Genomic DNA, 25,612 nt, shown 5'->3' with positions numbered 1-25,612 from the left:
TTCGGTGAGTTTTCCGCAAATACGGAGAGGTTGCCCGCAACTACTCTTCGGTTACCGCAAGCGTGTACACTCGCGAGGTTGCTACAGTGGCAAATCCCAATGAATCATACACCGACATCATCGAGGGAGATGACAGAGATGACAGTCCCGCAAGGACGGCATCCATCCCCGCATTTTTCTGCGCGCGCATCGATGCGGATATGAGGGCGGGAGCAATGGTTTGATCTTTGAAGTCCGGGAGCACGGCAAGCATGTCGATAGTTCCTTCACGCCAGCCCAGCACAGACCAATCTTGAAAGTACTTTGACGCCATAATCAGACCCGCAATCGCCTCGCGATCAGTGGCGCGCGAGAGGGCCACGAAAGACCATTCGGGAATGAATCCCGCACGATCTTCGCCGTTCCATTTGTAGGTCTCACCTCGGCCTCCCTCACCGCGTGTTATGAGATCCATCGCATGATCGATTTTGTCCTCATCAACGCTTTCCCACGGGACGATGGTTATAAATGGGTCTACTTCTACAAATTCTGGTTCCTTATCCAGAGCCGCCCGCATGTCAAAGTAGGAGCGATTCCACTCATACCCGTATTCCAGCAGATATTCCTCGAGGACGCGGTGACCTTCTTCAACGTTAAAGAGGATTTGCTTGGACTCCCCGCCCATAGCAAGCAAAGCAGCCGTTGCAGTTTGCGTATGCCATTCAACGAGCACACGCCCAAAACCGATACCGCGAAACTTAGGATCTACCCCGCCGCGACAGGAAGCTACTACCGGCTCGTCATCAAACAGGCGGATATAACCGTAGACGCGTAACTTATCGTCAATGAAACCACCGATGGCAAAAAACTCATCCGAATAGCTGAACAGTTCCGCTATTTCTTCTTCGGAAGTGCGGTACGGAAGGTTATCAGACTTTTCGATGCGATGCTGGAGGTCAGCAAGCATACGTGAATCACGCACGTCAAGGAAACGCCACGAGCACTCTTGACCGGGCGGGAGCATCGCGGGAGTCGCGGGTAGGGACGCTAGAATAACGGATCCTTTCTATCTCATACCACGTGACTAAAAATCGAGACTATAAACAAAGTAGTTGCCTACAGCCTCAAATCCAAGCCGCTCGTAAAAACTGTGAGCCCCGTGCGGATTATCCATATCCACATCTAGTCCCAGGCGTTGCATACCCGAGTCATGTGCGGCTTTCGTGGCCTTAGTGATCAGCGCACGGGCGAGGCCGACGCCTCGCGTTTGTGGATCAACACCAAGAAGTTCCGCGTAGGCTTCACTCATCCCCGTGTGTAGCCACCTGGCGGGGTGACGTACAACGAGAATGTATCCACAAACCTCACCAGTGGGTGAAATTGCCACAAAAGACCAGCGCTTTTCGATGGACGCAATCGCGTCATCCCACCATTTCGTGGCGTCCGCGCTGCTCCCCCAGTGATCCGCAAAGGCGCGCAGATGCAAAGCCTTAATCTGAGATTCGAGCTCTGCAATCCACGGAACCACCGTGTAGCCGCCCCGAGGCTCATCTACCGTAGGTTCCTCTCCCTCCAAATTGCGGTACATGACTTGGAACTGGCGTTGCTTTTTGAAGCCCGCATCCTCCAGTACCGCAACCCGGTGTTGCAGGTGCCCATCAACATTCGTGGCGATCTGAGCCGGGAGCTCGCAATCCGGACCGTACGCTTCTAACAGGAGCTGGGCTGCGCGAGCCTTCTGCCATTCCAAAATGGCTTGGCCGATGCCTCGTCCGCGAAAATCTGGGTGGACTTCGCTAGAAATCTCAACTCTTACCACTTCCCCATCGGGGGGAAGGACTTCGACAACGGCTACGGCTTGGATCTTGCCGTGATCGTCACGGCCAACAATCACATCTTTGCCTTCACCTGTCACCAGCAGGTCTGCAATGCGATCTTCACTGGTGGAGAATAAGGTGGAATCAAAAAACTCGCACTTGTGCACCTGACGGGCAGCGTCATAGCCATCACGTGGCTCAATTTCGAACCACTCCAGACCCAAACTAGAGGGCGGGTAGGTTGCGCCGATAAGAGGCGCTGTTCTTTTGGCCAAAGTTGCGGACATAATGACATTCTAAAGGAGAGGCTCACCCCCACCCAATCAGCACCAAAGTTTTACCTGCAGCAAGCACCAGCTAAAGACGCGAAATACCCTACGCATCAATCTTTTCGCGGTCGAAGTCGTTCGCTCCCGCAACGATAAAACTGCGGCGTGGAGCTACTTCCGATCCCATCAGAAGTTCAAAAACCTTCTCGGCCTCAAGGAGCGCAGCTTCATCGGCAAGTGTGATGCGACGCAGGGTACGGTGTGCGGGATCCATGGTGGTTTCAGCCAGCTGATCCGCGTCCATCTCGCCCAGACCCTTATACCGCTGAATCGGCTCCTTATAGTTGCGACCCGAACGGTGCAGTTTTGCCAGTTCGCGGTGCAACTGCTCCTCGGAGTAGGTGTAAATGACCTCCGCCTTTTTGCGTCCCTGTTTCGGAACATCAATGCGATGCAGCGGGGGCACAGCCGCATAAACGCGCCCGGCCTCGACCAGCGGCCTCATGTATCGGAAGAACAGAGTTAGCAGTAGCGTTCTGATGTGCGCACCGTCCACGTCAGCATCCGTCATCAAAACGACCTTGCCATACCTCGCGGCCGAGAGGTCAAACGTTCTGCCCGAACCGGCTCCAATCACCTGAATGATCGCCGCGCACTCCGCGTTTGCGAGCATGTCAGCAGTGGATTTCTTCTGTACGTTTAGAATCTTGCCGCGAATCGGAAACAGCGCCTGATGCTCGGAATTACGTGCAAACTTTGCGGTACCAAGAGCCGAATCGCCCTCAACAATGAACAATTCGGAAGAATCCACATCGTTTGAGCGACAATCGGCAAGTTTTGCGGGCAACGATGACGTTTCAAGAGCGTTCTTACGACGCGATATCTCTTTGTGTACACGCGCTGAAACGCGGGCCTTCATCTCGCCCACGATCTTCTCTATAAGAGCATCATTGGTTTGCTTCACGTCGCGCTTACTGGACTTGAAACGGGTTTGGAAGTAGTCGCTCACAACCTTGTTAACAACCTGACGAACCTGCGGAGTGCCAAGTACTTCCTTAGTCTGTCCTTCAAACTGAGGCTCTGGGAAACGCACGGTGACAACCGCGGTCATACCGGCCAGGATGTCATCCTTCTCAATGCGCCCATCCTTCTTTGTCACCTTGTAACGCCGCTGATTCTTATCCACCTGGTCACGAATCACCTTGAGCAACGCGGCTTCGAATCCCTGGACGTGCGTGCCCCCCTTTGGAGTGGCAATGATATTCACAAACGAACGCTGCGTCGTGTCATAACCAACGCCCCACCGAAGCGCAATATCAACGTTGCAGGTGCGTTCAATATCAACTGGTTGCAGGTGCCCGCCTTCGTTCAAGCGCTGTACAGTCTCGTTGTAAACGCCCTCTCCGGTTATGTGCATCGTCTCTGTAACAGGTCCATCAACCGCAAGGAAATCGACGAAGTCAACAACTCCGCCGTCAAACTGGAGCGTTTCTTCGATAACCTCGTCACCGCGCTCATCGATACATGTGATAGCCAGGCCTGGAACCAAGAATGTTGTTTGGCGGGCTCGACCAAGTAGCTGCTCGAAGTCAAATCCTTCATTTTTTGGGAAAATCTGGAAATCAGCCCAAAAACGCACGCGAGTGCCCGACTTACCTCGAGCGGCCTTGCCCACCACGTCCAGCTGGGACGCATCCACAAACGGAGTGAACGCAGAGTTTGGAGTACGATCCTTGGAATCATCAAACCGGCCCGGCTCACCGCGCAGGAATGACATCTGGTAAGTCTTTCCCGCCCTATCTACCTGCACGTCCAAACGGGCGGACAAAGCGTTCACTACGGACGCGCCAACGCCGTGTAGACCGCCCGCAGACCCGTACGAACCGCCACCAAACTTACCTCCGGCATGTAGCTTCGTGAATACAACCTCAACGCCGGAAAGGCCCACGCCTTTCACTTCATCAACTGGAATACCGCGCCCATTGTCACTGATTGACACCGAATAGTCCGGGTGGAGCGTAACGGTAATGTGGTCGCAATACCCCTCAAGCGCCTCATCTACCGCGTTGTCAATGATCTCCCACAGGCAGTGCATAAGGCCGCGCGAATCCGTTGAACCTATGTACATGCCTGGACGTTTACGAACCGCCTCCAGGCCTTCCAGTACGGAAAGGTGCCTTGCCGTGTACTCTGACGCCTTCGATTGGGTTTTAGTCTTACTAGCCACGCAAACATGTTAGGCGAAAATCCGGCCAAACTAACATTCCCACGCGGCCTTCTTAAGCTGATCGCGAAAACGAATGCCAAAACAGGACTTGCCGCTCGCGCACTGCAACAATGGAAGCATGACATACGAATCGAACATTACTGAAAGTACCGGACTTAAAGTCGCTGACCGCTGTGACCTCTGTGGTGCACAGGCATTTGTTGAGGTCGTAATGGAGTCAGGCACCCTAATGTTCTGCGGTCACCACTCGCGAAAGCTACGTGACTCCTACTCTAAAACAGCAGTCGAGGTTCGCGACTTCACCGACCAGCTATACACCTCGGTGAACTAGCCAGACTCGGCATATTACTGTCCTAAAAGGGAGCGACTCGCAATGAGTCGCTCCCTTTTCACGTGTGAGGCAGGGCGCACCGGCCGCACATATTAAACTGCTTGAACTTAGTCAAGGTAGTCGCGGAGCACCTGCGACCGCGAGGGGTGACGTAGCTTCGACATGGTCTTCGACTCGATCTGGCGAATACGCTCGCGCGTAACTCCATACACCTTGCCGATCTCATCCAAAGTCTTCGGCTGACCGTCGCCAAGACCAAAACGCATCGATACAACGCCGGCCTCACGCTCTGACAGCGTGTCGAGCACGCGGTGGAGCTGTTCTTGCAAGAGCGTGAACGCAACCGCGTCGGTTGGCACAATCGCTTCGGAGTCCTCAATCAGGTCGCCAAACTCCGAGTCACCATCCTCGCCCAGGGGAGTGTGGAGCGAAATCGGTTCGCGACCATACTTTTGAACTTCCACGACCTTTTCCGGGGTCATGTCGAGTTCTTCCGCAAGCTCCTCGGGAGTGGGCTCGCGGCCCAAGTCCTGCAGCATTTGCCGTTGGACGCGCGCAAGCTTATTAATCACCTCAACCATGTGCACCGGAATACGGATGGTGCGGGCCTGGTCTGCCATTGCGCGAGTAATCGCCTGACGAATCCACCACGTTGCGTACGTGGAAAACTTGTAGCCCTTCGAGTAGTCAAACTTCTCTACCGCGCGAATGAGGCCCAGGTTGCCTTCCTGAATCAAATCTAGGAACAGCATGCCACGGCCCGTGTATCGCTTAGCCAGGGAGACTACTAGACGAAGGTTTGCCTCCAGCAGGTGGTTCTTTGCAAGCTGACCGTCGTGCACCAAGATCTGTAGTTCACGGCGAAGCTTGGACGGCATTTCGTCACCCTCGCGCAAGATCTTTTGCTCGGCATACAGGCCGGCTTCAACCCTTCGGGCCAGATCGACTTCTTCTTCTGCGTTTAGGAGTGCAACCTTACCGATCTGCTTCAGGTAGTCCTTAACCGGGTCAGCCGTCGCACCGGCGACAGTTACCTTCTGCGCCGGCTCGTCGCGATCATCCGAGTCCGAGACAACGAAACCGCCAACCTTCTCGGTCTGCTTATCCTCGCTCTTCTTTCGGCGCGAACGACGCTTACCCGAGCCGGCCGAATCTGGGTCATCCTTATCGTCGTCTTTTTCGTCGTCCTCGGCGTCGCTCTCGTCCTCATCTTCATCGTCTTCGTCATCATCGTCAGAAAGCTCGCCGGATTCAGCTGAATCAGCTGAGTCGAGGTCGAGATCGAGGTCGTCATCTACGTCCTCGTCATCAAAGGTATCGGGAGCGTCCTCGTCGATATCTGTGGCCTCGTCTTCAAGCTTTTCGTCTTTATTTTCCAGCTCTTCCGCCGGCTTTTCTGCCGCCTTTCGAGCCGTTGTACGCTTAGTGGTCTTCTTCGCCGGGGTAGCCTTCTTGGCCTTAGCGCTCGTTTTCTCCGCTTCTGCTTCACCCGCATCTGTGGCCGTCTTGGTAGCCGTCTTGGCCGCCGGCTTACGAGTAGTCTTGGTAGCAGCCTTACGCGCAGTCTTTGGTTTTTCTTCCACTGCCACGGTCTCATCCGTCTTGGTAGCGGCTTTCGAGACGGTCTTGGTAGCCGTCTTGGCCGCCGGCTTACGAGTAGTCTTAGTAGCAGCCTTACGCGCAGTCTTTGGTTTTTCTTCCACTGCCACGGTCTCATCCGTCTTGGTAGCGGCTTTCGAGACGGTCTTGGTAGCCGTCTTGGCCGCCGGCTTACGAGTAGTCTTGGTAGCAGCCTTACGCGCAGTCTTTGGTTTTTCTTCCACTGCCACGGTCTCATCCGTCTTGGTAGCGGCTTTCGAGACGGTCTTGGTAGCCGTCTTAGCCGCCGGCTTACGAGTAGTCTTAGTAGCAGCCTTACGCGCAGTCTTTGGTTTTTCTTCCGCCGCCGCAGTTTCCTCTACCCTCGCCGCAGGTTTAGAAGCAGTTTTCTTTGCCGGAGCTTTCCTGGTTGTCGTTTTCTTCGCGGGAGTCTTTGCAACCTGCTTAGCGGTGTCCGCGCGGCTATCCACCTCAGTTTTCGTAGCCGCCGTCTTCTTCGTAGCTACGGTCTTCTTAGTGGTTGCGGCCTTCTTCGTAGTTGCCGTTTTCGTTGCGCCCTTCTTGGCAGTGGTAGTGGCCTTGGCGGCTGGCTTCTTCCTCACGGCAGGCTTTTTTGCTACTTTCGTTTTAGTAGCTTCGGCTGCCTCAACTTCGCTAGTGGTGGATCCTGCGGTCTTAGAATTAGTCTTAGAGGCTTTAGAAACTGCCACGAAGTTTTCCTTTCCACGGGAGCAGTGAAGTGTTCTCACTCTTCAATAGGCGCGAGGTTGCGCCACTTGGCCGGACTATGAACGATCGTGAGAGACGAAACTAAAACCAATTATAATCAGGTCTTGTATTTTTCGCCCAATTGAGGTAGTGAATCGCCTCGGCAAACTGTTGCTACGGCACGGCCACTTTGATTCGGTATGTTTAGAGTATGGAAACGGATCGAAACGCCGCGAGTGCCACGAAGCCCGCATTTAACCACGCCCTGTTTGCGCCGGTAATGAACCACAAGGCTCTGGATTTCTTTAACGCTTTTGCAGCCACCCTGGCTCCCCATCCCGAGCTTGATCGTTTCTTATCGTTCGCCCGCTCCTACGTGGGATCAGGCAAGGCGCTACGCGGCCTGGGGGTTTCCATAGGCAACTTCATCGCAGGAGGTGAAGACATAGGTCATAGTGAAACCGCAATGAACCTTGGAGCTGCCCTCGAGCTTTACCAAAGTTCTGCCCTCGTGCACGACGACTTCATCGATAATGCGCCAACTAGACGCGGGATCCCTTCTGTTCACGTGCAGGCGGCGCGCGAGATTGACGAGGGGGTAGCCGGGCCGGTAGCAATCTTGGTTGGTGACCTATTGTTGTCGCTAAATCACCTGGCAACTGAGCACAGTCTTAAAGACCTGGACGCCAAAACCGCACACCGCATCTCTAGCTACATGGCTCAAATCACCGCCGAGGTTGCTTGGGGCCAGTACTTGGATGTCCTCACTGAAAGACATCCGCTGTCTGACCCGCAGGCACTGCGCCGCTACGTCTACGACGTCATCGCATTAAAGTCCGGACACTACTCCGTTATGAGACCCCTGGTTCTGGGCGCCCTGCTACAGAACCCGGACCCGCAGTTCATTGAGACGCTGGAAAAAGTAGGCCGCGCGTGGGGCGTCGCATTCCAAATGCGCGACGATGAGATCGGCGTTTTTGGTGACGAGACAGTTACGGGCAAGCCCACCGGATCCGACATTCGTGAGGGCAAGCGCACGATCCTCATCACGATGGCGTTGGCACGAACAACCGGAGCGGATCGGGATTTTCTGGAGGACGCACTGGGAGATCCGAGCCTGTCCGATGAGAAGCTCGCTCGCCTCGTAGAAATTATTGATTCTTCTGGTGCGCGACTCGAGCACGAGCAGGCTATCGCTAACCTGGCTGCGGAAGGCCGCAAATACATGCGGGAACTAAAACTGGACGAGAAGCGGGAGGCCACCCTCGCCCAGTTTGGGAAGATACTTCTAAGTCGTGACTTCTAGCCCCGTGTCTAGTACCTACTAGTTACAGAATCTAGAAAGCCAGAGGCAAGATCGCGTTGCGTACCTCACGCACGCGATTTTGCGCCAGTAGCTCCAGCGGGGTCTCGTCCAGATCATCGTGGCGAGAAAGAATCCACTCGGTGGCCTCATCGTGGCTAAACCCAGCGTCTAACAGCATCAGCATCGTGCCGTGAAGCGCCTTGAGTGGGCGTGGCTGCCCTTCCCCATATGCGATGCAAAGAGCCGGCACCATAGGTTTGCTGTCTTCTACTACCTTCAAAAGCTCATTTTCGGCCCAAAGTTGCTTGATACGCGCGGGAGTTACGCCCAGCATTGTGGCCGCTTCGCGCTGTGACAAGAGTTCGATCATGCTTATGAGTTTAAAGTAAATCTGGCGCCTTGTTGGAGGCACACCCCCGCAGTGTTCAACATTTGCGGGCTTTACACGTACAATCGCGGCGTGGGATTGTTTAGAAATTGGCGCGAGCAGGCGGGGGACGATAACCCCGACATGCCGCCTCCCCCTGCGCCGGGATTAGAGGATGACGCTCAGCCGGGCAGCGAACCACCTTCTGACTTGGCCGAAGATGACGCGGCGCGCGAGGCCAAGTCCCCTACTGGGGAGCACCGTCAAGACTCTTCCAGCAAAGATGAGGCCCGCGAAGAAGATCACGTTACGAAAAAACAATCAGATGATGACGACCAAACCGACGAGCCCCCGAAGTCGGCAGCGCAAGATTCGGCATCCAAGCTAACTGACCCCCTAGTTGGCATGGTTCTAGACGAGCGTTACAAGATTGAACGTCTTTTGGCTCGCGGCGGTATGGCCACCGTTTACGTGGCATACGACAACCGGTTGGAGCGCCCGGTGGCCATCAAAGTGATGCACCCCCACCTTGCGCAATCAGCTGACTACGTAAATCGATTCCGCAAGGAAGCCCGCTCTGCAGCGCGCATAATCCATCCCGCAGTTGTGACAGTTTTTGACCAGGGCATTATTGAAGGCTCCGGGTATCTCGTTATGGAGCTGGTACACGGATCAAACCTGCGCACCCTTTTGAACGAGGAGGGCGCGCTTACTCTCGATCGTTGCCTGGCAGTCACCGAAACCGTCCTTCAAGCCCTGTCAGCCGCACACCGCGGCGGGGTCATTCACCGCGACATCAAGCCCGAAAACGTCCTCGTGCCAAACGATGGCAACCTCAAAGTTGCAGACTTTGGCCTGGCGGGCGCAGTTTCAGACGTTTCCGCCGCTTCCACCGGATCAGTAATGGGCACGGTGGCTTACCTCGCCCCAGAGCTGGCTGCTGGCGAGCACGCAGATGCCCGCTCTGACCTTTTCTCCGTCGGGATTATGCTGTACGAGATCCTTACCGGACACACCCCCTTTGAAGATCTTTCCGTCTATCAGATAGTGAAAACGTACGCGGAAAAAGATATTCCTCCGCCCTCCGCACGCGAATCTTGGATTCCTTCCGAGGTTGACGATTTCGTCTGTTCCCTCACCGCACGTGACCGCAATGATCGACCGCAAAGTGCGGGAGAAGCCCTGGAAACCCTCGTACGTATCCGTTCACAGCTTCCCGAATCACTGCTTGCGCGCAAGGCCGATGTTTCCCCAAAGGTTACGGCCGAGACTACGCACAAGATTCAGTTGCGCGGTGAGACCGTGGCGCTTCCTATTCCCGCCTCGAAGCCAACCACATCCGTGCGCACCATGCCGGCTACTCCTAAAAAGAGCAAGCGCGCTCCCCTCATCATTGCAACCATCATCACGCTACTCGTTGCCGCAGGAAGCGGTTTCACCTGGTGGTGGTTCGAGTACGGGCCCGGTTCCTACATTGATGTTCCCGCCATCGCCGGCGCAAACCTGAAAGACGGCACCGCCAAACTCGACGCGCTAGACATTCAAAGCGTGGTGGAAGAAAAGTTTGACGACGTTGTTCCCGCCGGCATCATTATTGATACGCGCCCATCGGCAGACGAACGCGTACACAAGGCCGGGGTTGTCACCATCTTGCTTTCCAAAGGCGTGGAGATGGTTGAGGTTCCAGACCTCACCAACGCCACCAGCGAAGAACTCGACAAGCTTCTAAAAGGGGCCAAACTAACCCGTGGAGATACGAGCGAAGCCTACGACGAAGAGGTCGAAAAAGGACGGATCATTTCCCAGTCGATTCCTGCTGGGGAAAGCGTGAAGCACGATACGACTGTGGACGTGGTAATCTCGAAGGGCCGCGAGCCCATCAAGGTGCCAAAAGTTATCGGCCTGCCTTCCGCCGAGGCTAGCCAGTTGCTCTCTGACGCGGGCCTACAGGTACAGACAAGCGAAGAGTTCAGCGACGAGGTAGAAAAGGGCGTCGTCATCTCCCAGACCCCAGTTGCTGATGAGATTTTGCACCTGGCCGACCCAGTCTCAATTGTTATCTCTAAGGGCCCGGAAACCGTTACGATCCCCAATGTGATCCGCATGTCCGAGGCCGAAGCCAAGGCGGCTCTAGAAGAGCTGGGGCTGGTGGTAAACGTGGATCGAGTGTTCATGCTGGTAGACATGGTGGCAACTGTTAATCCAGGTGTGGGCACGGAGGTTAAGGTTGGCTCAACCGTAACTATCCGCGTGGTTTGATCTGTAATTCTTTTGGGGCGCATCCGTTTACGGAATGCGCCCCAAAACGTTTAGTTGCCCGGCTCCTTACTCATCAAAACTTTCGCTCTGCCTAAGTAGCTCCGCCACCCGAAAAGCGATCTCTAGGGACTGCTGGTGGTTAAGCCTTGGATCCACCCTCGTTTCGTAGCGCTCATTCAAACGCAATTCGTCCAGGTTTTCCGACCCACCCAGCACCTCGGTAACGTCATCTCCAGTGAGCTCAATGTGCATACCGGCCGGAACCAGGGAGCTTTCCTGCAACACCGCAAAGAAACCTTCAACCTCGTTCATGATGGTGTCAAAGTCGCGAGTCTTCACACCCGTTGCAGTTTCAATGGTGTTTCCATGCATCGGGTCGGTAATCCACACAACCGGCCGGCCGTCGCGCGCCACCGCGCTCGCGATATTTGGAAGAACATCACGGATCTTATCTGCGCCCATGCGAGTGATGATGGTGAGGCGACCTTCCTCCCCATCGGGGTTCAGCTTGTCGATTAGACCGATTACTTCTTCCGGCGTGGCCGACGGGCCGATCTTCACCCCAATGGGGTTGCGAACCTCGCGCAACAACTCAATGTGAGCACCGTCAAGCTGGCGCGTGCGCTCACCGATCCATAGGAAGTGACCGGAGGTGTTGTACAGCTGGCCCGAACGTGAATCAATACGAGTCAGAGCCGCCTCGTATTCGAGTAGGAGCGCCTCGTGTGCGGAGTAGAGGTCCACCACCTTCAGCGCCTCGAAGTCGGCCCCCGCTGCCTCGATGAACATGATTGCGCGATGGATTTCGCTGGCTAGAGCCTCGTAGCGTGCGTACGCCGGATTCTTAGTAAATCCACGATTCCAAGTGTGGACGCGGCGCATGTCCGCGTAACCGCCCTTTGTGAATGCACGAATCAGATTGAGCGAGGCTGCGGACTGCTGGTAGGTCTCCAGCAGGCGCTCCGGGTCAGCCACCCGCGCTTCCTCCGTAAACGCGATGTCATTGACCGCATCGCCACGGTAGGACGGCAAAATCTTGCCATTGCGCGCCTCGGTATCAGATGAACGCGGCTTGGCGTACTGGCCGGCGATTCGCCCCACCTTAACTACGGGTAGCGATGCTCCATACGTCAATACAACCGACATTTGGAGCAAAGTTTGAATCTTTAAACGAATCTGATCAGCAGTGGAACCGTCAAACGTTTCGGCGCAGTCCCCGCCCATCAGCACGAAGGATTCGCCGCGCGCAGCACGCCCCATCTGTTCACGCAAAGAGTCAGCCTCACCGGCAAAAACTAGGGGCGGGCGTTTGCGAAGCTTGGTTATGACCGCTTTCAAATGGTCCGGGTCAGGGTAGTCCGGCTGCTGCGCCGCAGGGAAGCTACGCCACGAATTCCACGGGAAACTTTGATCCGTAATCATATACCTTAGGGTAGACCTTCCGCGTAAAAGTTCGGCGCGCATCCCGCAGGCTGGAATGCGCGCCGAGAACCGTTAAATGTTAGTCAACTGCCGGAGCCGGCGAGACGCGCTCGCCGATCTCAGCCATCATTTCCTGGAACCACGGAGTGTTGATGTCGAACTTCTTACCGCCGGCAATGCGCTTGAACGCAATAGCCTTGAGGCGGTCCCCATCTTCCTCATCGTGGCCAATAACGCCCGAGGTGCCCTCAAGGGCGCACTGCACCGCATAATCCGTCATTGACTTGATGAGGCGCAGGTCATCCTGGTTAGCCTTCGCTGAACGCGAGAAGTACCCGGATTTTTGCACCATGACCTTCTCAGCGCCAATCAGCTTAGCGAACTGCTTTGCAAACCACTCGCCCGGGTTGATGGTGTCAAGCTTTACGTGACCGAACGGGTCGCGCTGTACCTCTTCACCGTTTTCTTCCATCTCGCGAACGATTTCCGCAACGCCAGCACCTTCAGACAGGAAGATGTTCACGTTTCCATACTTGTCCATGATGGCGCGCAGGCGTTCCGCTTCACGCTCAATCTCAACGTGGTCTTCCGGAACGAATACAGCATGAATGTCCCAGCGTTCCTTCATGAGACCAAGTTCGGGAGCCCATTCCTGCTGCTTCCACCACTTGCGGTAGTCGTATGCTGCTGCCGCTGTGAGGTAGCCACAGTTACGACCCATTACTTCGTGAATGATCAGCATACGCGGGTTAGAGCGGTGCTCACCAATGATATTGCGCGCGAAGATTGAGGCCTGCTCTGCTGCGGTCCATGCGCCCAGCGACTGCCTGATCGGGATCACGTCATTATCGATGGTCTTTGGCAGACCAACAACAGTGAGTTCGTAGTCGTTGTCGTGCAGGTAGTGCGCAAGATCCGCCGCAGTGGTGTTGGTGTCGTCGCCACCAATAGTGTGCAGGACATCTACGTGGTCTGCGCGCAAGCGCTCGGCCGCGACCTTCAGCGGATCCTCGCCTTCCTTAACAAGGCCGCGCTGCACCAGGTCTTTAGCATTCGTGAGCTTCACGCGGGAGTTACCGATCGGCGAGCCACCAAACTCGTGGAGTAGCGCCGCCTTCTTGCGCGCTTCCGGCGTGACGGTCACGTAGTTTCCCGTGAGGAGGCCGTGATATCCGTACTGGTAGGCAATGATTTCGATCGTTGGGTCTAGTTCGCTGTAGCGCTCAATCAACCCTCCTACGGCTGAGGACAGGCACGGTGCGAATCCACCGGCAGTTAGTAGAGCAACTCGCTTGACTGACATCTAAGAACCTTTCAGTTAGAAAACTGGTTTGCACAGCTTTGCACGTCTTCAGTCTACATTGAAAACATTTTGCAGACTTTTAGGGCCGCTTTCCCTATCGCTTAGTCTTTCTCTTCTTTTAGTTTCTTGGAAAGATCAACAACCTCATCGGCTTCAGTGGGTTCAGGAACGCTCACATCTGGCACTTCGCGTCCACCTGGAGCCTTAGCGCCGGCGGGGACAGGACCGGCAAACTTACCTTCCTTGGCCAGCTGCGCCTTGACATCAGCGGCGTAAAGATCCACGTATTCCTGCCCGGACAGCGTCATAAGGTTATACATGATTTCGTCGGTGACAGCGCGGAGCGTGTATCGATCTTTAGCGAGGCCGCGGTAGCGGGAGAAATCCAGAGGTTCACCAATCACTATGCCCACGCGGTGACGACTGGGGATCTTCTGCCCAATCGGTTGGGCGATGTTTGTTCCGATCATCGCGACCGGGATAACGGGCGCTCCAGATTCGAGGGCGAGTCGGGCAACGCCCACCTTGCCGCGGTAAAGTTTACCGTCAGGGCTACGCGTGCCCTCAGGGTAAATGCCGAACAGCTCATTTTCCTGCAGGCGCGCCAACCCGGTGTGCAAAGCCGCCTCCGCGGCCTTGCCAGAGGAGCGGTCAACCGGAATAGTGCCAACTGCCCGCATGAACTTAGCAGTTGCCTTACCTTTGAGTCCCTTACCGGTAAAGTAGTCGGACTTGCCCATGAATACGACCTCACGGTCGATCATGAGCGGCAAAAACACCGAGTCGAATACGGCCAGGTGGTTTGAAGCGAGAATGGCAGCTCCGGTAGCGGGGATATTCTCTTTCCCACGAATCCAGGGGCGATAGAAAGCCTTCAATAAAGGTCCAAACCCTGTTTTGAGTACCTGGTAAAGCACGCTTTCCTCCTGGTTGGCTTCGAGATGCGACACTAATTGTTCAGTCTAGTACTCGCTTTCACAGTTTATGACGCCTTGGTACCTTCCACTCCATAGTGTCATCTTGCGCCCACCATCCGATACGCTTAGAAGGTTGGTTTTTCAAAGGGATTGGTGATGATGAGGCGCGTATCTGGAAACCGTATAAATCTCGACACGCCACACTTAGCCGAGCCGGCCCTATTCGCTCGAGACGAAGGCAGTGCAAACGATTTCGAGGGCGATGTTTGGAGGCGCGAGTACGTGGTGGTGGACCTCGAAACCACCGGACTTGGAGCCGACTCGCAGATGACTGAAATCGGTGCTGTCAGACTCAAAAACGGCGAGATCGTAGACACTTTTACTACCCTGGTTAATCCGCAAATGCAGATTCCTCCCCAAATCACCGCACTGACGGGAATCACCGATCTAATGGTGGCGGATGCGCCGCATCCAGATGAGGCGATTCGCCAGTTTCTTCACTTCGCACAGCTCGAAAGTAGCATTTTGATTGCGCACAATGCCTCATTCGACTGTGGTTTCTTAACGCGAGCAGCTACCGCCGCTAACGTTGAGTGGCCCTGCCCAAGCGTGGTGGACACCCTCGCACTCGCCCGCGCGCTCCTCCCCCGCCCTCTAGTATCGAATCACCGGCTTGGCACCCTGATGCGCCATTTCAAGATTTCTAACGATTGCGCGCACCGCGCCCTTGCGGACGCTACTGCCACCGCGCAAGTGTTTGCTGGTTTAGTCGCTGAGCTTAGGAAACTTGGCGGAACCGACTTTGCGGATCTGAAAGAGTTACCCTGCTTCGACAACATCTCTCGCTCCCGCACCGATCGCCTCTGAATAACTCTCCTGTATATGACTTGTGGGCGACTGTTTCCAGCCGCCCACAATCAAAATCCGTTACGAAAGTAGTTGCGTTACCGTCTGTTGCAACTCGATTGGGTCAATCGGGTAGTACAGCATCTTTGTGGTGCCCGAGAATTTTGCGATCCACGAATCCTGCTGGCGCGCAAGAATCGTAATCGAGGGAGGCAGGGTGTCGAACTCCACCTCCAAGCGGCGTAAAAGCGCCATTGCGCCGACCTTTTGCGTTTCACCGTCGAGGATGAGGAGGTCGAATTCGCCCTCTTTGTACTTCATTACAGCGCCCTCTTCGGTGGCAGACTCTACCCACTCCACCTTTGGCATGCCTGCACCAGGGCGAATGCCAACCGCTTCGATGACGTTAGCGCGGAACTCGGAATTGTCGCTGTAGAGGAGGATCTTGTTCGTGTCCTTCTCATCCGTTTGAGACATGTCTTTCTCCTATGAAACTAAACTCTGCGCGAGCTACCTAATACTTTATTGTATTGGCCCAGGGAACGGTTACAAACCGACGCTATTGAACGGGGGAAACGTCCATGGCCCCCGTGATATCAACTACGAAGACCATCGCATTTTCTGGATTTTGGGTATCGGGATGGATAACCAGAACGCGGCTTCCAACGTTCATGTTTTCAAACCCCAGCGTGTTCCCAACCGCTCGCTGGGAATAATCCGCTACCCCCATGTCCCAAGTTGAATCTGCCTCATCTCCCTTACCCCACTGAGAGCCAGTGATGTGGTAGCTTACCGCATCGTTCTTGCCGATTTTTGGTCCGTTACCCGCTGCCAGTTCGATGGCCGTGGCCTCGATGGGAGCTTTCACGTCATGGTCAAATGCAATAGTTGGTTTCATTCCCAGCGGACCATCGATTGAAAGCCCCGCAGGTGGCTTGTTATCCGTCACTTTCGCATCTTTGAGGGCGGAGGTGTTGGTGGGATCAAGTTTTCCCACCAGATCAACCACGAATACCAGGGTAGCGCCGCCGGGAATCTTATCTCCTGCACCGGCTTCGCCGTAGCCATAGGCGGCGGGAATGACGAGCTCAACACGGTCGCCCACCCGCTGGCCCGCGAGGCCATGTTTCCAGCCCTTAATGACCTGATTGAGGCTAAATACCAAAGGCTCAGAGTTCTTCCCCTCGGGGGCGCGGTCAAACGTCGAATCAAATACCGTGCCATCCCACAGCATGCCGTGATAGTGCGCAGCAACTACGTCATCAAGGCCAACTTCGTCGCCAGAACCCTCGATGAGTGTTTTTGCAACAACTACGTTAGGTTCTTCGCCTTTGGCGGCTGTGAAAGTTACGCTCTTACCCCACTCGCCACCGATTTCAGGGATCTCCCCATCGTAGTTACGATCAACAGGTACGTCGTCGGCAACGTTGGTGGTGGCCGTAGTCTCACCGGTTTCGCTAGGTTTCGTCTTGTCGGCTTCGTCCGAACAGGCGGAGAGCATGCCTGCAGTGAGGGTGGTGGCCAGGGCTAGGGATACGAGTTTACGTTTCACAATTAATTCCTAAGTAAAGATTTAGTGGAAAGACTCACCGCACGCACAGGTGCCGGTTGCATTCGGATTTTCGATGGTGAACCCCTGCCGCTCAATGGTGTCATAAAAGTCGATGGTTGAGCCGTTAAGGTAGGGCACGGACATCCGGTCTACAATCACCTCAACGCCGTCAAAATCGCGAATGTGATCGCCATCTAGGATTCGCTCATCAAAGTAAAGTGAGTAGATGAGGCCGGAGCAGCCACCAGGAGAGACGGAAACGCGCAGACGCAGATCATCGCGGCCTTCCTGCTCTAGTAGACTCTTCACCTTTGCGGCGGCATTCTCGGTTAGCTCAATCTCATGAGTTGGAAATTCGTCAGACATTTTCTTCCTATCGCTTGTGCGTATCAGTGCTTACTCTAATCTGAACCGTACTGGACTGGCATCTTGCACCACTTGCTTCACCGCTTTCTGATCCACGTTCCGGCCAATATGCGGCTAACGTCACTGTTTGCTTTACTCCTATCAATCACATACGCCTGGTGGATGCCCCACTCGGACAGCTCGTGCTTGGACAAGGAGCTTTCGTGCGTGAACAGGATGCACGGTAACGCGTACTCGGCAGCCAGTGCTGTCAACATTCGAATCGGTGAATCCGCGATGGTTTGCGGATGAAGGGTATCGATAATCCCGACTACGAGGTCGGCCGCAGCAACGTGCTGGCGCAGATTGAAAGCATCTGCCAATACTTCGGGAAGGCCGGTTAGCTGTCCGCGCAGTCCAAGCGCCAGCGCTCCGATTCCAAGCCCTGCACCTGAGCCAACGGCGCGCGCAAAAGAAGTAGAGGCAGGCGCTAACTGTTCCGCCTGGGCAATATCGCTGAACTGCTGGTAAAACTGCGTCAATGCACGCACGGCGTGTTGCCCAACCACATTCAAAGCGTTCCCACCGTAGCCCTGAGCCAGCGTTGAGTCCAACCCCAGTAGCGGGCGTTCGGTAGCACTTGCAACTGCTAGGCTACGATTCCCAATCTTGTCCAGCGCACGTCCGCGCACCTGAGCCAGGAGGTCACGGTTTTCGAACCAGGCAGTGTTCGCTCCGCCCAGGTTTTCCGTTCCGATGGCCGTGTTAACCTCAGCCACGGATGCGAATGCGCACTCAGCAGGTATGCCGGCCAGTTGCATTAGGGTTCCGATTGCACCTATTTCAGGATTATTCGTCAGGCTTTGCGGCAACGTCGTGACCGGATTGGCGGCCGGCTCATCGTGGCCCGCCACCACCCAGGTGGTTTTACCTTCGGGCGCCCAAGCTTCGATGTTGCCCAACTGCTGCCTCGCGCAAACATGCATTCCCCTACTGTCAAGGTTGGTAGCCGCGTGAGCCGGCTCCAGGTCAACCTCTTCCACGGCTATAGCGCCCTGGAAAATGGTAGCGATGATGCTCGCTACATCCTTACTTTCGAGGGTAGCCCGCTCACCGGCAACCGCTACGCGGTTGAAGGTGTAGGTCACGCTTTCTCCGCAAACTTTTGCAGCATTAATGCTTCAGCCAAAATGGCGTTTTTCAGATCGCCCAAATCCTGCGACTCATTTTCAGAGTGCGCGTTAGTAAGGGGATCTTCAACACCTGTGACGATTACCTGCGCGCTAGGAAATTGCTCTTGGAACGTAGAAATGAACGGGATGGAACCACCCACGCCAATGTTTACCGAAGGTACTCCCCACGCCTGCGACAGAGCCTCGTGCGCGATTTTTGCCGCATCCGACTCCAGATCCGCCTGATAGCCGGGGCCAATCTCACCGGGTTCAAACTCCACGACTGCCCCGAACGGACGGTTTTCCATGATGTGGCGCTCAAGTGCCGCCATGGCTTCCCTACCGTCAGTACCTGGCACGGTACGTACCGAAACCTTGAACTTCGTCTCCGGCCAAATGGTGTTTGACGAGTGCGCAACGGAGGTCGCATCGAGGCCAATGATAGACACTGCAGGCTGGGTCCACATGCGCGATGCGAGGTCACCAGATCCGGCAATCTGCACTCCTTCTAGCAGGCCGGCCTCGGCCCTAAACTCTGCCTCGTCGTACACCACATCCGCATCTTTAGAACCGGCAAGACCGGCAATCGCAACCTCACCCATCTCGTTATGGAACGTGGAAATTAGGTGTGACGCCGCAGTAACAGAATCGAGGACTGGGCCGCCCCACATGCCCGAATGCATCGCATGATCGGTCATGCGAACCGTTACGGTTGCATCGATTACTCCACGCAGTGAGGAGGTCAGCGCGGGCTTGCCTGGCTTCCAGTTATCGGAATCAGTAACGATGATGTAGTCCGCTTCGAGCTGCTTGTGGTACTTGGTGAGGAAGTTTTCAAACGAAGGGGAACCAACCTCTTCTTCGCCCTCAATGTAAACCGTTACATTTACGGGGAGTTGATCGCCAAGCAGGCTCAGCGAGCCGAAGTGAACGACAATTCCGGCACCGTCATCGGAAGAGCCACGACCATACAGGCGCCCATCCCGCATTTGCGGCTCAAATGGGTTTCCAATCCACTTTTGTAGGTCCCCGCCCGGTTGAACGTCGTGGTGGGCGTACAGCAGAACGGTTGGGGCTGCCTTGATCATCGGGGTCTTCGCCACAACTGCAGGGGCACCGTCCGTTCCATCGGGGCGCGGTGCGCGCAAGATTTGTGTTTCAAGGCCGAGGCTTTCGAACCTCGACGCCACGTGTTTAGCCGAACGCTCAACCTCTGACTGGTCAAAGGAGGCTGAGGAAACGGAGGGGATACGGATAATATCTTCGAGTTCGCGTACAAACTGGTCGAACTGCTCTTCAAGTCGCTGTCTAATGTTCACCCTCCTTACGTTAAACACCTTGGAACCATTCGGCAATACTGCTATGATCGGCCTGTTATTTAGGCCTTCCGATGCCCTCAGGTAAAGTTGGAATCGTGTTTGGAAAAGAAAAGTCTAAGGATAAGTCCGACGAACAGGCTCACGAAGTAGTTGGCAAGGGGCGCCCTACTAGGACTCGCAAAGAGGCTGAGGCGGCGAACCGTCGCCCCATGATCCCCAAGGATCGGCGCGAAGCTAAGCGCCGGAGGCGCGAGCGCGAAAACGCTATTTGGGAGCGCCAGCAGCGCGCAATGGAAACCGGTGACGAACGCTATATGCCGGCGCGAGACAAGGGCAAGATCCGCCGGTTCACACGCGATTACGTGGATGCGCGTTGGACTCTGGCCGAGTTCGTACTTCCCTCCATGTTAGTTTTGATCATCGCCATGTTCTCGATGATTTTCCTGGCCAGACTAACCACTCCCGAAACCGCCGCACTGGTTGTCCAGGTGGTCACTTACGTCACCTACGGCCTGCTGATTTTCTCGGTGTTCGAATCGATTCTTATCAACCTGCAGATCAAGAAGATCGTGACGCAGAAGTGGCCCAATGAACCGTGGATTCGCAACTGGTTCTACACGTTCTCCCGCATGATCATGCTGCGCAGGTGGCGCCAGCCTCGACCGCAAGTCAAGCGCGGCGAGCACCCAGAAAAGTAGACAGTAATACGAAGCTAGCCCGTTCGTCGCGCACCTAGTTGGCGTAGGCGCCTTCCGCACGGGATTTCGCTATTGCGCGGTTGATTTTTCCCGGCCATGCCGGTCCCTCGTAGATGTACGCGGTAAACGCTTCCAGCAGGTCAGCTCCCGCGTCGAGGTACGCCAAAGCATCTTCAGCGGTTGAGATTCCACCTACCGCGATGATTGTTTGTGTCGGATCTAGCCGTTCGCGTAGCATCCTCACAATCTCTAGGCCGCGCTGCAACAATCTGGGGCCAGAAACCCCGCCCTCTCCCAGCTTGTGGTTTATCGTCGTGTTGGCAGCCACTATGCCGGCGAGGCCAAGTTCTTTAGCAAGATCTGCAACTTCGAGGATGTCTTCGTTGGCAAGATCAGGCGCAATCTTCACAAACACAGGAACGTCCCTACCCGCAGCTTTACGCGCGGCCCGCAAGGTGGTCTCGATGATCGGCTGCAAGGTCTTAGCAGATTGCAGGCTCCGCAGCCCGGGCGTATTGGGCGAGGACACGTTAATGACTAGGAAATCAACTAAACGCGCCAACTCACGAGCGCATATCTCGTAATCAAGCGCCGCGTCCTCATTAGGCGTTACCTTGTTCTTGCCAATGTTTGCGCCCACAACAATCTGCCTACCAAAAGGCGTTGAACGCAGCTTCTTCAGCCGCTGCTTTACAACCTCTACCCCATCGTTATTGAAACCCATCCGATTGCGGATCTCGCGGGATTCGGGAAGGCGCCAAAGCCTTGGTTTGTCGTTTCCTGGCTGCGGGCGGGGTGTTACCGTTCCGATTTCCAAGAAACCGAATCCCATAGCCGCCATGCCTTCAACCGCGCATGCGTTCTTATCCATGCCGGCAGCTAGTCCAAGCCTGCCCTTTAGTCTGCGCGGCAGGAATGTTGCGCCCGCCGGTACGGAGGTGTCGGCGCTGTCAAACACCATACTCATGCCGGCTCTCGTAACCGGGTTTGAGCCGGCAAGTTCAATCGCCTTGATTGCTACTTCGTGTGCTATCTCCGGGTCCGTGTGAACCAGACCGTAATCAAAAATCCACCTGTACACGCCCTTAGCTTACATTGGCGCAACGAGGCGAATGCACAGCGAAGCACTAATGGACATTTACCCCGCGCGCCTGTGACTGGTGGCGATTAATCCCACCAGACCCACCAGCCTTCCCGACCCGGATTCCAAGACGGTCTTATCTTTCTTATTTCGTCGGGGCGGTCAAGCGCGGAGTCTAAGACGAGCTTTTGCTCAAGATGTTCCCACAGGGCATCGCACTCACAGGTGAGTTCATGAAATGGCTCAACGTGAAAATCGGGCGCCCCGTAGTAGACAAATCCCTCGATGCTAACCCGTTCATCGGGGCGGGCGGGACCAATCGCATATCCCACCAGTTCCACTTCGCCCGGATGGGTGGTCGCCGCTTCAAGTAGTTGGAGTGTGGTTGGCCCGTAGTTTTGTCGGCCTTGCAACTGCTGACTGGGCAAGAGTTTCAAAAGCGTCTGTGCGGCCGGCGCGCCAAGACCATGAAATGGCGTAAAGCTTTCGAGCTCCTCGTCTGCCTGATTACTATCCATGCAAGCCATGTATGGCTCCAGAATTCGCTTAATCCCAATTTCGGTAGTCCATCCCCGTTTTTCCTCAACCAACATTTGGTGCTCCTTTCATATGCACGTGTCAATGCTGGCCGCAATTGCCTTGCCCACAGCTTCTAATGCGGGACAAGTGTGGATACGCGGATGCTGGACACCCTGGGGATAAAGCACAGGTGCGATAATGACCAGGTGATTATTCAAGTAAAAGACCTAAGCGATCAGCGGCTTTTGGATTACACGTCGCTCACGGACGTGAAGTTGCGTTCGCGTTTAGAGCCAGAACGTGGTCTTTTCATGGCCGAGTCCAAGAACGTTATTGAGCGTGCCCTGGAAGCCGGATATAAGCCGCGCTCTTTTCTAATTCCGCAAAAGTGGCTTGCTTCAATGCAAGGCGTCCTGGCGGGTTTGGGGCCTGAGGGAGCAGACATTCCCGTTTTTGTAGCCAGTGAGGACGTATTGGAACAAATCACCGGGTTCCACTTGCATCGTAGCGCTATGGCGGCCATGTATAGGCGTGAGTTGGCTCCGGTCCAGGAGGTAATCGCACACGCCCGCCGCATCGCCATCATTGAGGACATTGTTGACCACAAGAATGTGGGAGCTATTTTCCGTTCGGCGGCGGCTCTCGATGTTGATGCGGTGCTAGTGACGCCAAGTTGTGCCGATCCTCTGTACCGACGGTCGGTAAGGGTATCCATGGGATCAGTGTTTCAAGTGCCGTGGACTCGCCTCGAAACGTGGCCAGACATGGGCCCGCTCCACGACCTCGGATTCCACGTTGTAGCGCTCGCACTGGGGGAAAACACGATTCGCCTGGACGATTTTGAGCGTCGCGTTAAGGACAACCCGAACATGAAGGTTGCGTGGGTTCTTGGTTCGGAAGGCTATGGCTTAAAGGAACGTACGATTCGCGCGGCAGACAGTTCCGTCATGATCCCCATGAGTCACGGCGTAGATTCGCTTAACGTTGCAGCGGCCAGCGCGGTGGCCTTTTGGGCGACGCGTCGCCGCTAGGCTAGTTGCGTGTCAATCAGATGCGCGATGACACCCACCGTGTCTTGCCATCCCCCTACCGAAATGGTTTCAAATCCGGCTTTTTTGACGGGATAATCATTGCCCTGCGGGTCAAGGCGATCGCCAACAAAAACGATCTGGTCTTTCGTGAAGCCGGTTTGTTCCATGATTTTAGCCATCCCGTAGGCTTTGTCTACGCCTTTCATGGTGATGTCCACCGAGGTTGATCCGCCCGACCTCACTTCAAGGTCCGGTACTAGCGGGGCAACCGCGTCACGCAGTTTCGCTTTTTTCTGCCCGGTTGGATCCCATGCTCGCTTTGCTTCCAACGCCGCCTGCTGGCCAAGGGCTGAATACGTGATCTGACTGCCACGATCTTCGATGATTTCGCCCGCCGGGTTTTCTTCCCACAAACCTAGCTCTTTCGCGCACTTTTCCAACGTGGCGATAGCGCCCTGTTTTGCCGCTTCGTCGAGGTCGTGGGCGTAGCGCGCTTGCCATCTTCCATCTTCACGCTGGTAGTAGCGCGTTCCGCAGGTTGGCATGAGGTGGAGGCGGCGCAACTGCTCCTCACTTGCATTCAGGTTCGCGAGTAGTTGCGTTTGGAATTGCTCCAGGGTGCCTCCAGAAATCACCAGTACTTCCGCCCTGTCAAGGAGGCGGCGCAACTGCTTACCGACCTCGCTGGGTAAACTAGATTTCGAAGGCGCGAGCGTGTCATCCAGATCGAACACTACGAGCTTTAGTTGCACGACTCCCCCAAATGCAAAAGATGGTGGCAAAACTGCCACCATCTTAAGCGACTAATCGCGAAGCGAAAAACTAGTCGGTTAGCGCACCCGTAGGCTCGCCTTCGATCTGTGGTTCTGGAATATCAGATTTTTGTAGTGCCACCACGGAGGCAACGAGGCCGCCCCACACTACGAGGATGGTTAGAACCATAAGGATGATCGATGCCGGTTCCATGATTAGTCTTCCTCTCCCTTGAACTTGATGACATCTTCGTGCTTGGCCTCACGCCAGGGCAGTTTGGTGAAAACTATCGCCCCTATGACGGCCACTACGATTGTTCCCCAACCAAATATGAGGACGTTGGGGCTTGTTGCGCTCCAATCCCCATATCCTTCCGTAACGTAGCCGATGAGAGCCTGGAACAGCATCACTGCGAGTAGCGCGGGTGTTACGAGGCCAACGATCCAGTCCCACGCCGCGGGGACAGGAACGGACGAGGCAAGGTTCAGGTGCTTGCGCAGTGCCCGCACCTTCGGAACTGCGAAGTAGGCAAGTAGTGTCATCAGGATCGCCGAGAACACGACACCTACGTTATTGATGAATGCGTCCACCACGTCGAGCGTGTTCAGGCCGGTGGTGGTAGAGAATAGGACCACCGAAACTACCCCCGCGACCGCGCCCACAGTAACTGCAGCTTTTCGGGCCGAGTATCCGAACTTGTCCTGGAATGCACCCGACACCACTTGGAGTAGCGACAAAAGTGAAGTGATACCAGCTAGGACGAGCGAGATGAAGAACAAGACGCCAAACAGTGGACCACCAGGCATCTGGTTAATGATTGCGGGGAAGGTCATGAAGGAAAGACCAACGCCCGTAATACCTTCAAGCTCGTTCAGTCCAACGCCCTGCTGATTCGCCATGAAACCGAGGGTTGCAAACACGCCGATACCCGCAAGGATCTCAAACGAGGAGTTAGCAAATCCAGCAACAAGGCCCGTGCCAGCCAGGTTTGCCTTACGCGGCAGATAGGAGGCGTAGGTAAGCATGATGCCAAAAGCGATGGACAATGAGAAGAAAATCTGACTTACTGCTGCAAGCCAAACGTTGGCATCAAAGAGTGCGGACCAGTCCGGAGTGAAGAACGCGTTCAAGCCCTCCAGAGCGCCCGGCAAGAACAGAGCACGCACCACCATAATGAGGAACAGGACTACCAAAAGTGGGAGGAAAACCCTATTCAAACGCTCAACGCCCTTCGAGACACCGCGTCCGAGAATAAAGAGGACGAAGAACCAAAGAACAACCAGTGGGATAAGTATGCTCAGAACCGGCTTAAAGCTGATGAGGTCACCACTTGCCTGCAAAAAGTCCGAAACGAAGAAGCTGGTAGTGTCTTCCCCCCACGCGAGGCGAACCGAATAGATGGCGTACATCATCGCCCACGCCACGATCACTGCGTAGTAGACGGTAATAATGAACGAAACCATTACCTGGAACCAGCCGAGGCTTTCCGCCTTGGAGTTCAGACGTTTAAACGTAAGCGGTGCGGAGCCGCGGTACTTGTGCCCCAGGCTGTAATCGAGAAACAGCACGGGAATACCCACGAATAGCAGCGCGATTAGATACGGGAGGATGAACGCCCCTCCACCGTTTGAATAGGCTACTCCGGGAAAGCGCCAAATATTGCCCAGGCCGATTGCAGAACCAATTGCGGCCATCAAGAAACCATATTGACCAGTCCAGTGATCACGCGAAGCGCTATTTGTCTCGACAGGTCCAGTATTTTCAGACATTTTATCTCCTTGCACTTAATGAG

Annotated in this window: 24 protein-coding genes; 6 read left to right on the top strand and 18 right to left on the bottom strand. The window is 55.2% G+C overall.

Features of this window, described 5'->3' with window-relative positions; translation table 11 throughout:
• Positions 1 to 40 precede the first annotated feature (40 nt).
• The 3 genes from HMPREF9238_RS00610 to HMPREF9238_RS00600 all read right to left on the bottom strand — a co-directional run bounded on the left by HMPREF9238_RS00610 (position 41) and on the right by HMPREF9238_RS00600 (position 4,292).
• The gene (locus HMPREF9238_RS00610) at positions 41 to 961 is read right to left on the bottom strand and encodes a GNAT family N-acetyltransferase (protein ID WP_156824355.1); all 921 of its coding nucleotides are present in this window, start codon (positions 959 to 961) and stop codon (positions 41 to 43) included.
• Positions 962 to 1,063: 102 nt separating this feature from the next.
• Complete coding sequence (locus tag HMPREF9238_RS00605; protein WP_016443498.1) at positions 1,064 to 2,083, bottom strand: GNAT family N-acetyltransferase; 1,020 nt, start codon at positions 2,081 to 2,083, stop codon at positions 1,064 to 1,066.
• A gap of 88 nt (positions 2,084 to 2,171) precedes the next feature.
• A complete protein-coding gene (locus tag HMPREF9238_RS00600) occupies positions 2,172 to 4,292 on the bottom strand; it encodes a DNA gyrase/topoisomerase IV subunit B (protein ID WP_016443497.1) in 2,121 nt (706 codons plus the stop codon).
• A 118-nt stretch (positions 4,293 to 4,410) separates the two neighbouring features.
• Between HMPREF9238_RS00600 and HMPREF9238_RS00595 the strand changes: the two genes are divergently transcribed.
• Positions 4,411 to 4,623, top strand: a complete 213-nt coding sequence (locus HMPREF9238_RS00595; RefSeq protein WP_040316411.1) for a DUF7455 domain-containing protein — start codon at positions 4,411 to 4,413, stop codon at positions 4,621 to 4,623.
• Between the two features lie 107 nt (positions 4,624 to 4,730).
• Here HMPREF9238_RS00595 and HMPREF9238_RS00590 read toward each other — a convergent pair whose 3' ends face one another.
• Positions 4,731 to 6,452 (bottom strand): RNA polymerase sigma factor, encoded by a 1,722-nt coding sequence (locus HMPREF9238_RS00590; RefSeq protein WP_232217619.1) that lies wholly within the window; start codon positions 6,450 to 6,452, stop codon positions 4,731 to 4,733.
• A gap of 689 nt (positions 6,453 to 7,141) precedes the next feature.
• Between HMPREF9238_RS00590 and HMPREF9238_RS00585 the strand changes: the two genes are divergently transcribed.
• Positions 7,142 to 8,236 carry a polyprenyl synthetase family protein gene (locus HMPREF9238_RS00585; RefSeq protein ID WP_016443494.1) on the top strand — a complete coding sequence of 365 codons (1,095 nt, stop codon included), beginning with the start codon at positions 7,142 to 7,144 and terminating at the stop codon, positions 8,234 to 8,236.
• Positions 8,237 to 8,267: 31 nt separating this feature from the next.
• On the opposite strand, the gene HMPREF9238_RS00580 is transcribed toward HMPREF9238_RS00585, so the two are convergent.
• On the bottom strand, positions 8,268 to 8,606 hold the full coding sequence (locus HMPREF9238_RS00580) for an Rv2175c family DNA-binding protein (RefSeq protein ID WP_016443493.1): 339 nt from the start codon (positions 8,604 to 8,606) through the stop codon (positions 8,268 to 8,270).
• A 51-nt stretch (positions 8,607 to 8,657) separates the two neighbouring features.
• Here HMPREF9238_RS00580 and pknB point away from each other — a divergent pair, with 51 nt between their 5' ends.
• Entirely contained in the window at positions 8,658 to 10,862 is a 2,205-nt protein-coding gene (gene pknB, locus HMPREF9238_RS00575) for a Stk1 family PASTA domain-containing Ser/Thr kinase (RefSeq protein WP_016443492.1), read from the top strand.
• A 66-nt stretch (positions 10,863 to 10,928) separates the two neighbouring features.
• Here pknB and HMPREF9238_RS00570 read toward each other — a convergent pair whose 3' ends face one another.
• The 3 genes from HMPREF9238_RS00570 to HMPREF9238_RS00560 form a co-directional block, all read right to left on the bottom strand.
• On the bottom strand, positions 10,929 to 12,284 hold the full coding sequence (locus HMPREF9238_RS00570; protein WP_016443491.1) for a class II 3-deoxy-7-phosphoheptulonate synthase: 1,356 nt from the start codon (positions 12,282 to 12,284) through the stop codon (positions 10,929 to 10,931).
• Between the two features lie 79 nt (positions 12,285 to 12,363).
• Positions 12,364 to 13,587: a pyrophosphate--fructose-6-phosphate 1-phosphotransferase gene (locus HMPREF9238_RS00565; protein WP_016443490.1), complete on the bottom strand. Its 1,224-nt coding sequence runs from the start codon at positions 13,585 to 13,587 to the stop codon at positions 12,364 to 12,366.
• A 101-nt stretch (positions 13,588 to 13,688) separates the two neighbouring features.
• Positions 13,689 to 14,504 carry a lysophospholipid acyltransferase family protein gene (locus HMPREF9238_RS00560; protein WP_016443489.1) on the bottom strand — a complete coding sequence of 272 codons (816 nt, stop codon included), beginning with the start codon at positions 14,502 to 14,504 and terminating at the stop codon, positions 13,689 to 13,691.
• Between the two features lie 156 nt (positions 14,505 to 14,660).
• Between HMPREF9238_RS00560 and HMPREF9238_RS00555 the strand changes: the two genes are divergently transcribed.
• Positions 14,661 to 15,371: a 3'-5' exonuclease gene (locus HMPREF9238_RS00555; RefSeq protein ID WP_051109740.1), complete on the top strand. Its 711-nt coding sequence runs from the start codon at positions 14,661 to 14,663 to the stop codon at positions 15,369 to 15,371.
• Positions 15,372 to 15,431: 60 nt separating this feature from the next.
• On the opposite strand, the gene HMPREF9238_RS00550 is transcribed toward HMPREF9238_RS00555, so the two are convergent.
• The 5 genes from HMPREF9238_RS00550 to HMPREF9238_RS00530 all read right to left on the bottom strand — a co-directional run bounded on the left by HMPREF9238_RS00550 (position 15,432) and on the right by HMPREF9238_RS00530 (position 19,738).
• Entirely contained in the window at positions 15,432 to 15,827 is a 396-nt protein-coding gene (locus HMPREF9238_RS00550) for a hypothetical protein (RefSeq protein WP_016443487.1), read from the bottom strand.
• 82 nt (positions 15,828 to 15,909) lie between these two features.
• Positions 15,910 to 16,902 carry an FKBP-type peptidyl-prolyl cis-trans isomerase gene (locus HMPREF9238_RS00545; RefSeq protein ID WP_016443486.1) on the bottom strand — a complete coding sequence of 331 codons (993 nt, stop codon included), beginning with the start codon at positions 16,900 to 16,902 and terminating at the stop codon, positions 15,910 to 15,912.
• A gap of 21 nt (positions 16,903 to 16,923) precedes the next feature.
• Complete coding sequence (erpA, locus tag HMPREF9238_RS00540) at positions 16,924 to 17,268, bottom strand: iron-sulfur cluster insertion protein ErpA (RefSeq protein WP_016443485.1); 345 nt, start codon at positions 17,266 to 17,268, stop codon at positions 16,924 to 16,926.
• 77 nt (positions 17,269 to 17,345) lie between these two features.
• Complete coding sequence (locus tag HMPREF9238_RS00535; protein WP_016443484.1) at positions 17,346 to 18,395, bottom strand: glycerate kinase; 1,050 nt, start codon at positions 18,393 to 18,395, stop codon at positions 17,346 to 17,348.
• The gene (locus HMPREF9238_RS00530) at positions 18,392 to 19,738 is read right to left on the bottom strand and encodes a dipeptidase (RefSeq protein ID WP_016443483.1); all 1,347 of its coding nucleotides are present in this window, start codon (positions 19,736 to 19,738) and stop codon (positions 18,392 to 18,394) included. The genes HMPREF9238_RS00535 and HMPREF9238_RS00530 overlap by 4 nt, the downstream gene beginning before the upstream one ends.
• Positions 19,739 to 19,833: 95 nt before the next feature.
• Here HMPREF9238_RS00530 and HMPREF9238_RS00525 point away from each other — a divergent pair, with 95 nt between their 5' ends.
• The gene (locus tag HMPREF9238_RS00525) at positions 19,834 to 20,436 is read left to right on the top strand and encodes a DUF3043 domain-containing protein (protein WP_040316548.1); all 603 of its coding nucleotides are present in this window, start codon (positions 19,834 to 19,836) and stop codon (positions 20,434 to 20,436) included.
• A gap of 34 nt (positions 20,437 to 20,470) precedes the next feature.
• Here the strand turns inward: HMPREF9238_RS00525 and HMPREF9238_RS00520 are convergent, their stop codons facing one another.
• Both HMPREF9238_RS00520 and HMPREF9238_RS00515 read right to left on the bottom strand, forming a co-directional pair.
• Complete coding sequence (locus tag HMPREF9238_RS00520; RefSeq protein WP_016443481.1) at positions 20,471 to 21,517, bottom strand: quinone-dependent dihydroorotate dehydrogenase; 1,047 nt, start codon at positions 21,515 to 21,517, stop codon at positions 20,471 to 20,473.
• A gap of 86 nt (positions 21,518 to 21,603) precedes the next feature.
• Positions 21,604 to 22,110: a hypothetical protein gene (locus HMPREF9238_RS00515; protein ID WP_016443480.1), complete on the bottom strand. Its 507-nt coding sequence runs from the start codon at positions 22,108 to 22,110 to the stop codon at positions 21,604 to 21,606.
• Between the two features lie 87 nt (positions 22,111 to 22,197).
• Between HMPREF9238_RS00515 and HMPREF9238_RS00510 the strand changes: the two genes are divergently transcribed.
• Positions 22,198 to 23,067 (top strand): TrmH family RNA methyltransferase, encoded by an 870-nt coding sequence (locus tag HMPREF9238_RS00510; protein ID WP_016443479.1) that lies wholly within the window; start codon positions 22,198 to 22,200, stop codon positions 23,065 to 23,067.
• On the opposite strand, the gene HMPREF9238_RS00505 is transcribed toward HMPREF9238_RS00510, so the two are convergent.
• Genes HMPREF9238_RS00505 through HMPREF9238_RS00500 form a run of 3 tightly spaced genes read right to left on the bottom strand, consistent with a single transcriptional unit; the run spans position 23,064 to position 25,589 of the window.
• A complete protein-coding gene (locus HMPREF9238_RS00505; RefSeq protein WP_016443478.1) occupies positions 23,064 to 23,861 on the bottom strand; it encodes an HAD-IIB family hydrolase in 798 nt (265 codons plus the stop codon). The genes HMPREF9238_RS00510 and HMPREF9238_RS00505 overlap by 4 nt on opposite strands.
• Positions 23,862 to 23,889: 28 nt before the next feature.
• Positions 23,890 to 24,033 (bottom strand): methionine/alanine import family NSS transporter small subunit, encoded by a 144-nt coding sequence (locus HMPREF9238_RS08725; RefSeq protein WP_016443477.1) that lies wholly within the window; start codon positions 24,031 to 24,033, stop codon positions 23,890 to 23,892.
• Between the two features lie 2 nt (positions 24,034 to 24,035).
• Positions 24,036 to 25,589 carry a sodium-dependent transporter gene (locus HMPREF9238_RS00500; protein ID WP_016443476.1) on the bottom strand — a complete coding sequence of 518 codons (1,554 nt, stop codon included), beginning with the start codon at positions 25,587 to 25,589 and terminating at the stop codon, positions 24,036 to 24,038.
• Between the last annotated feature and the right edge of the window lie 23 nt (positions 25,590 to 25,612).

Origin of the sequence: Gleimia europaea ACS-120-V-Col10b, assembly GCF_000411155.1 — a bacterium.
Lineage (GTDB): Bacteria > Actinomycetota > Actinomycetes > Actinomycetales > Actinomycetaceae > Gleimia > Gleimia europaea_B.
The sequence above is the reverse complement of the archived record's forward strand: the minus strand, read 5'-3'. Positions and strand labels throughout refer to the sequence as shown.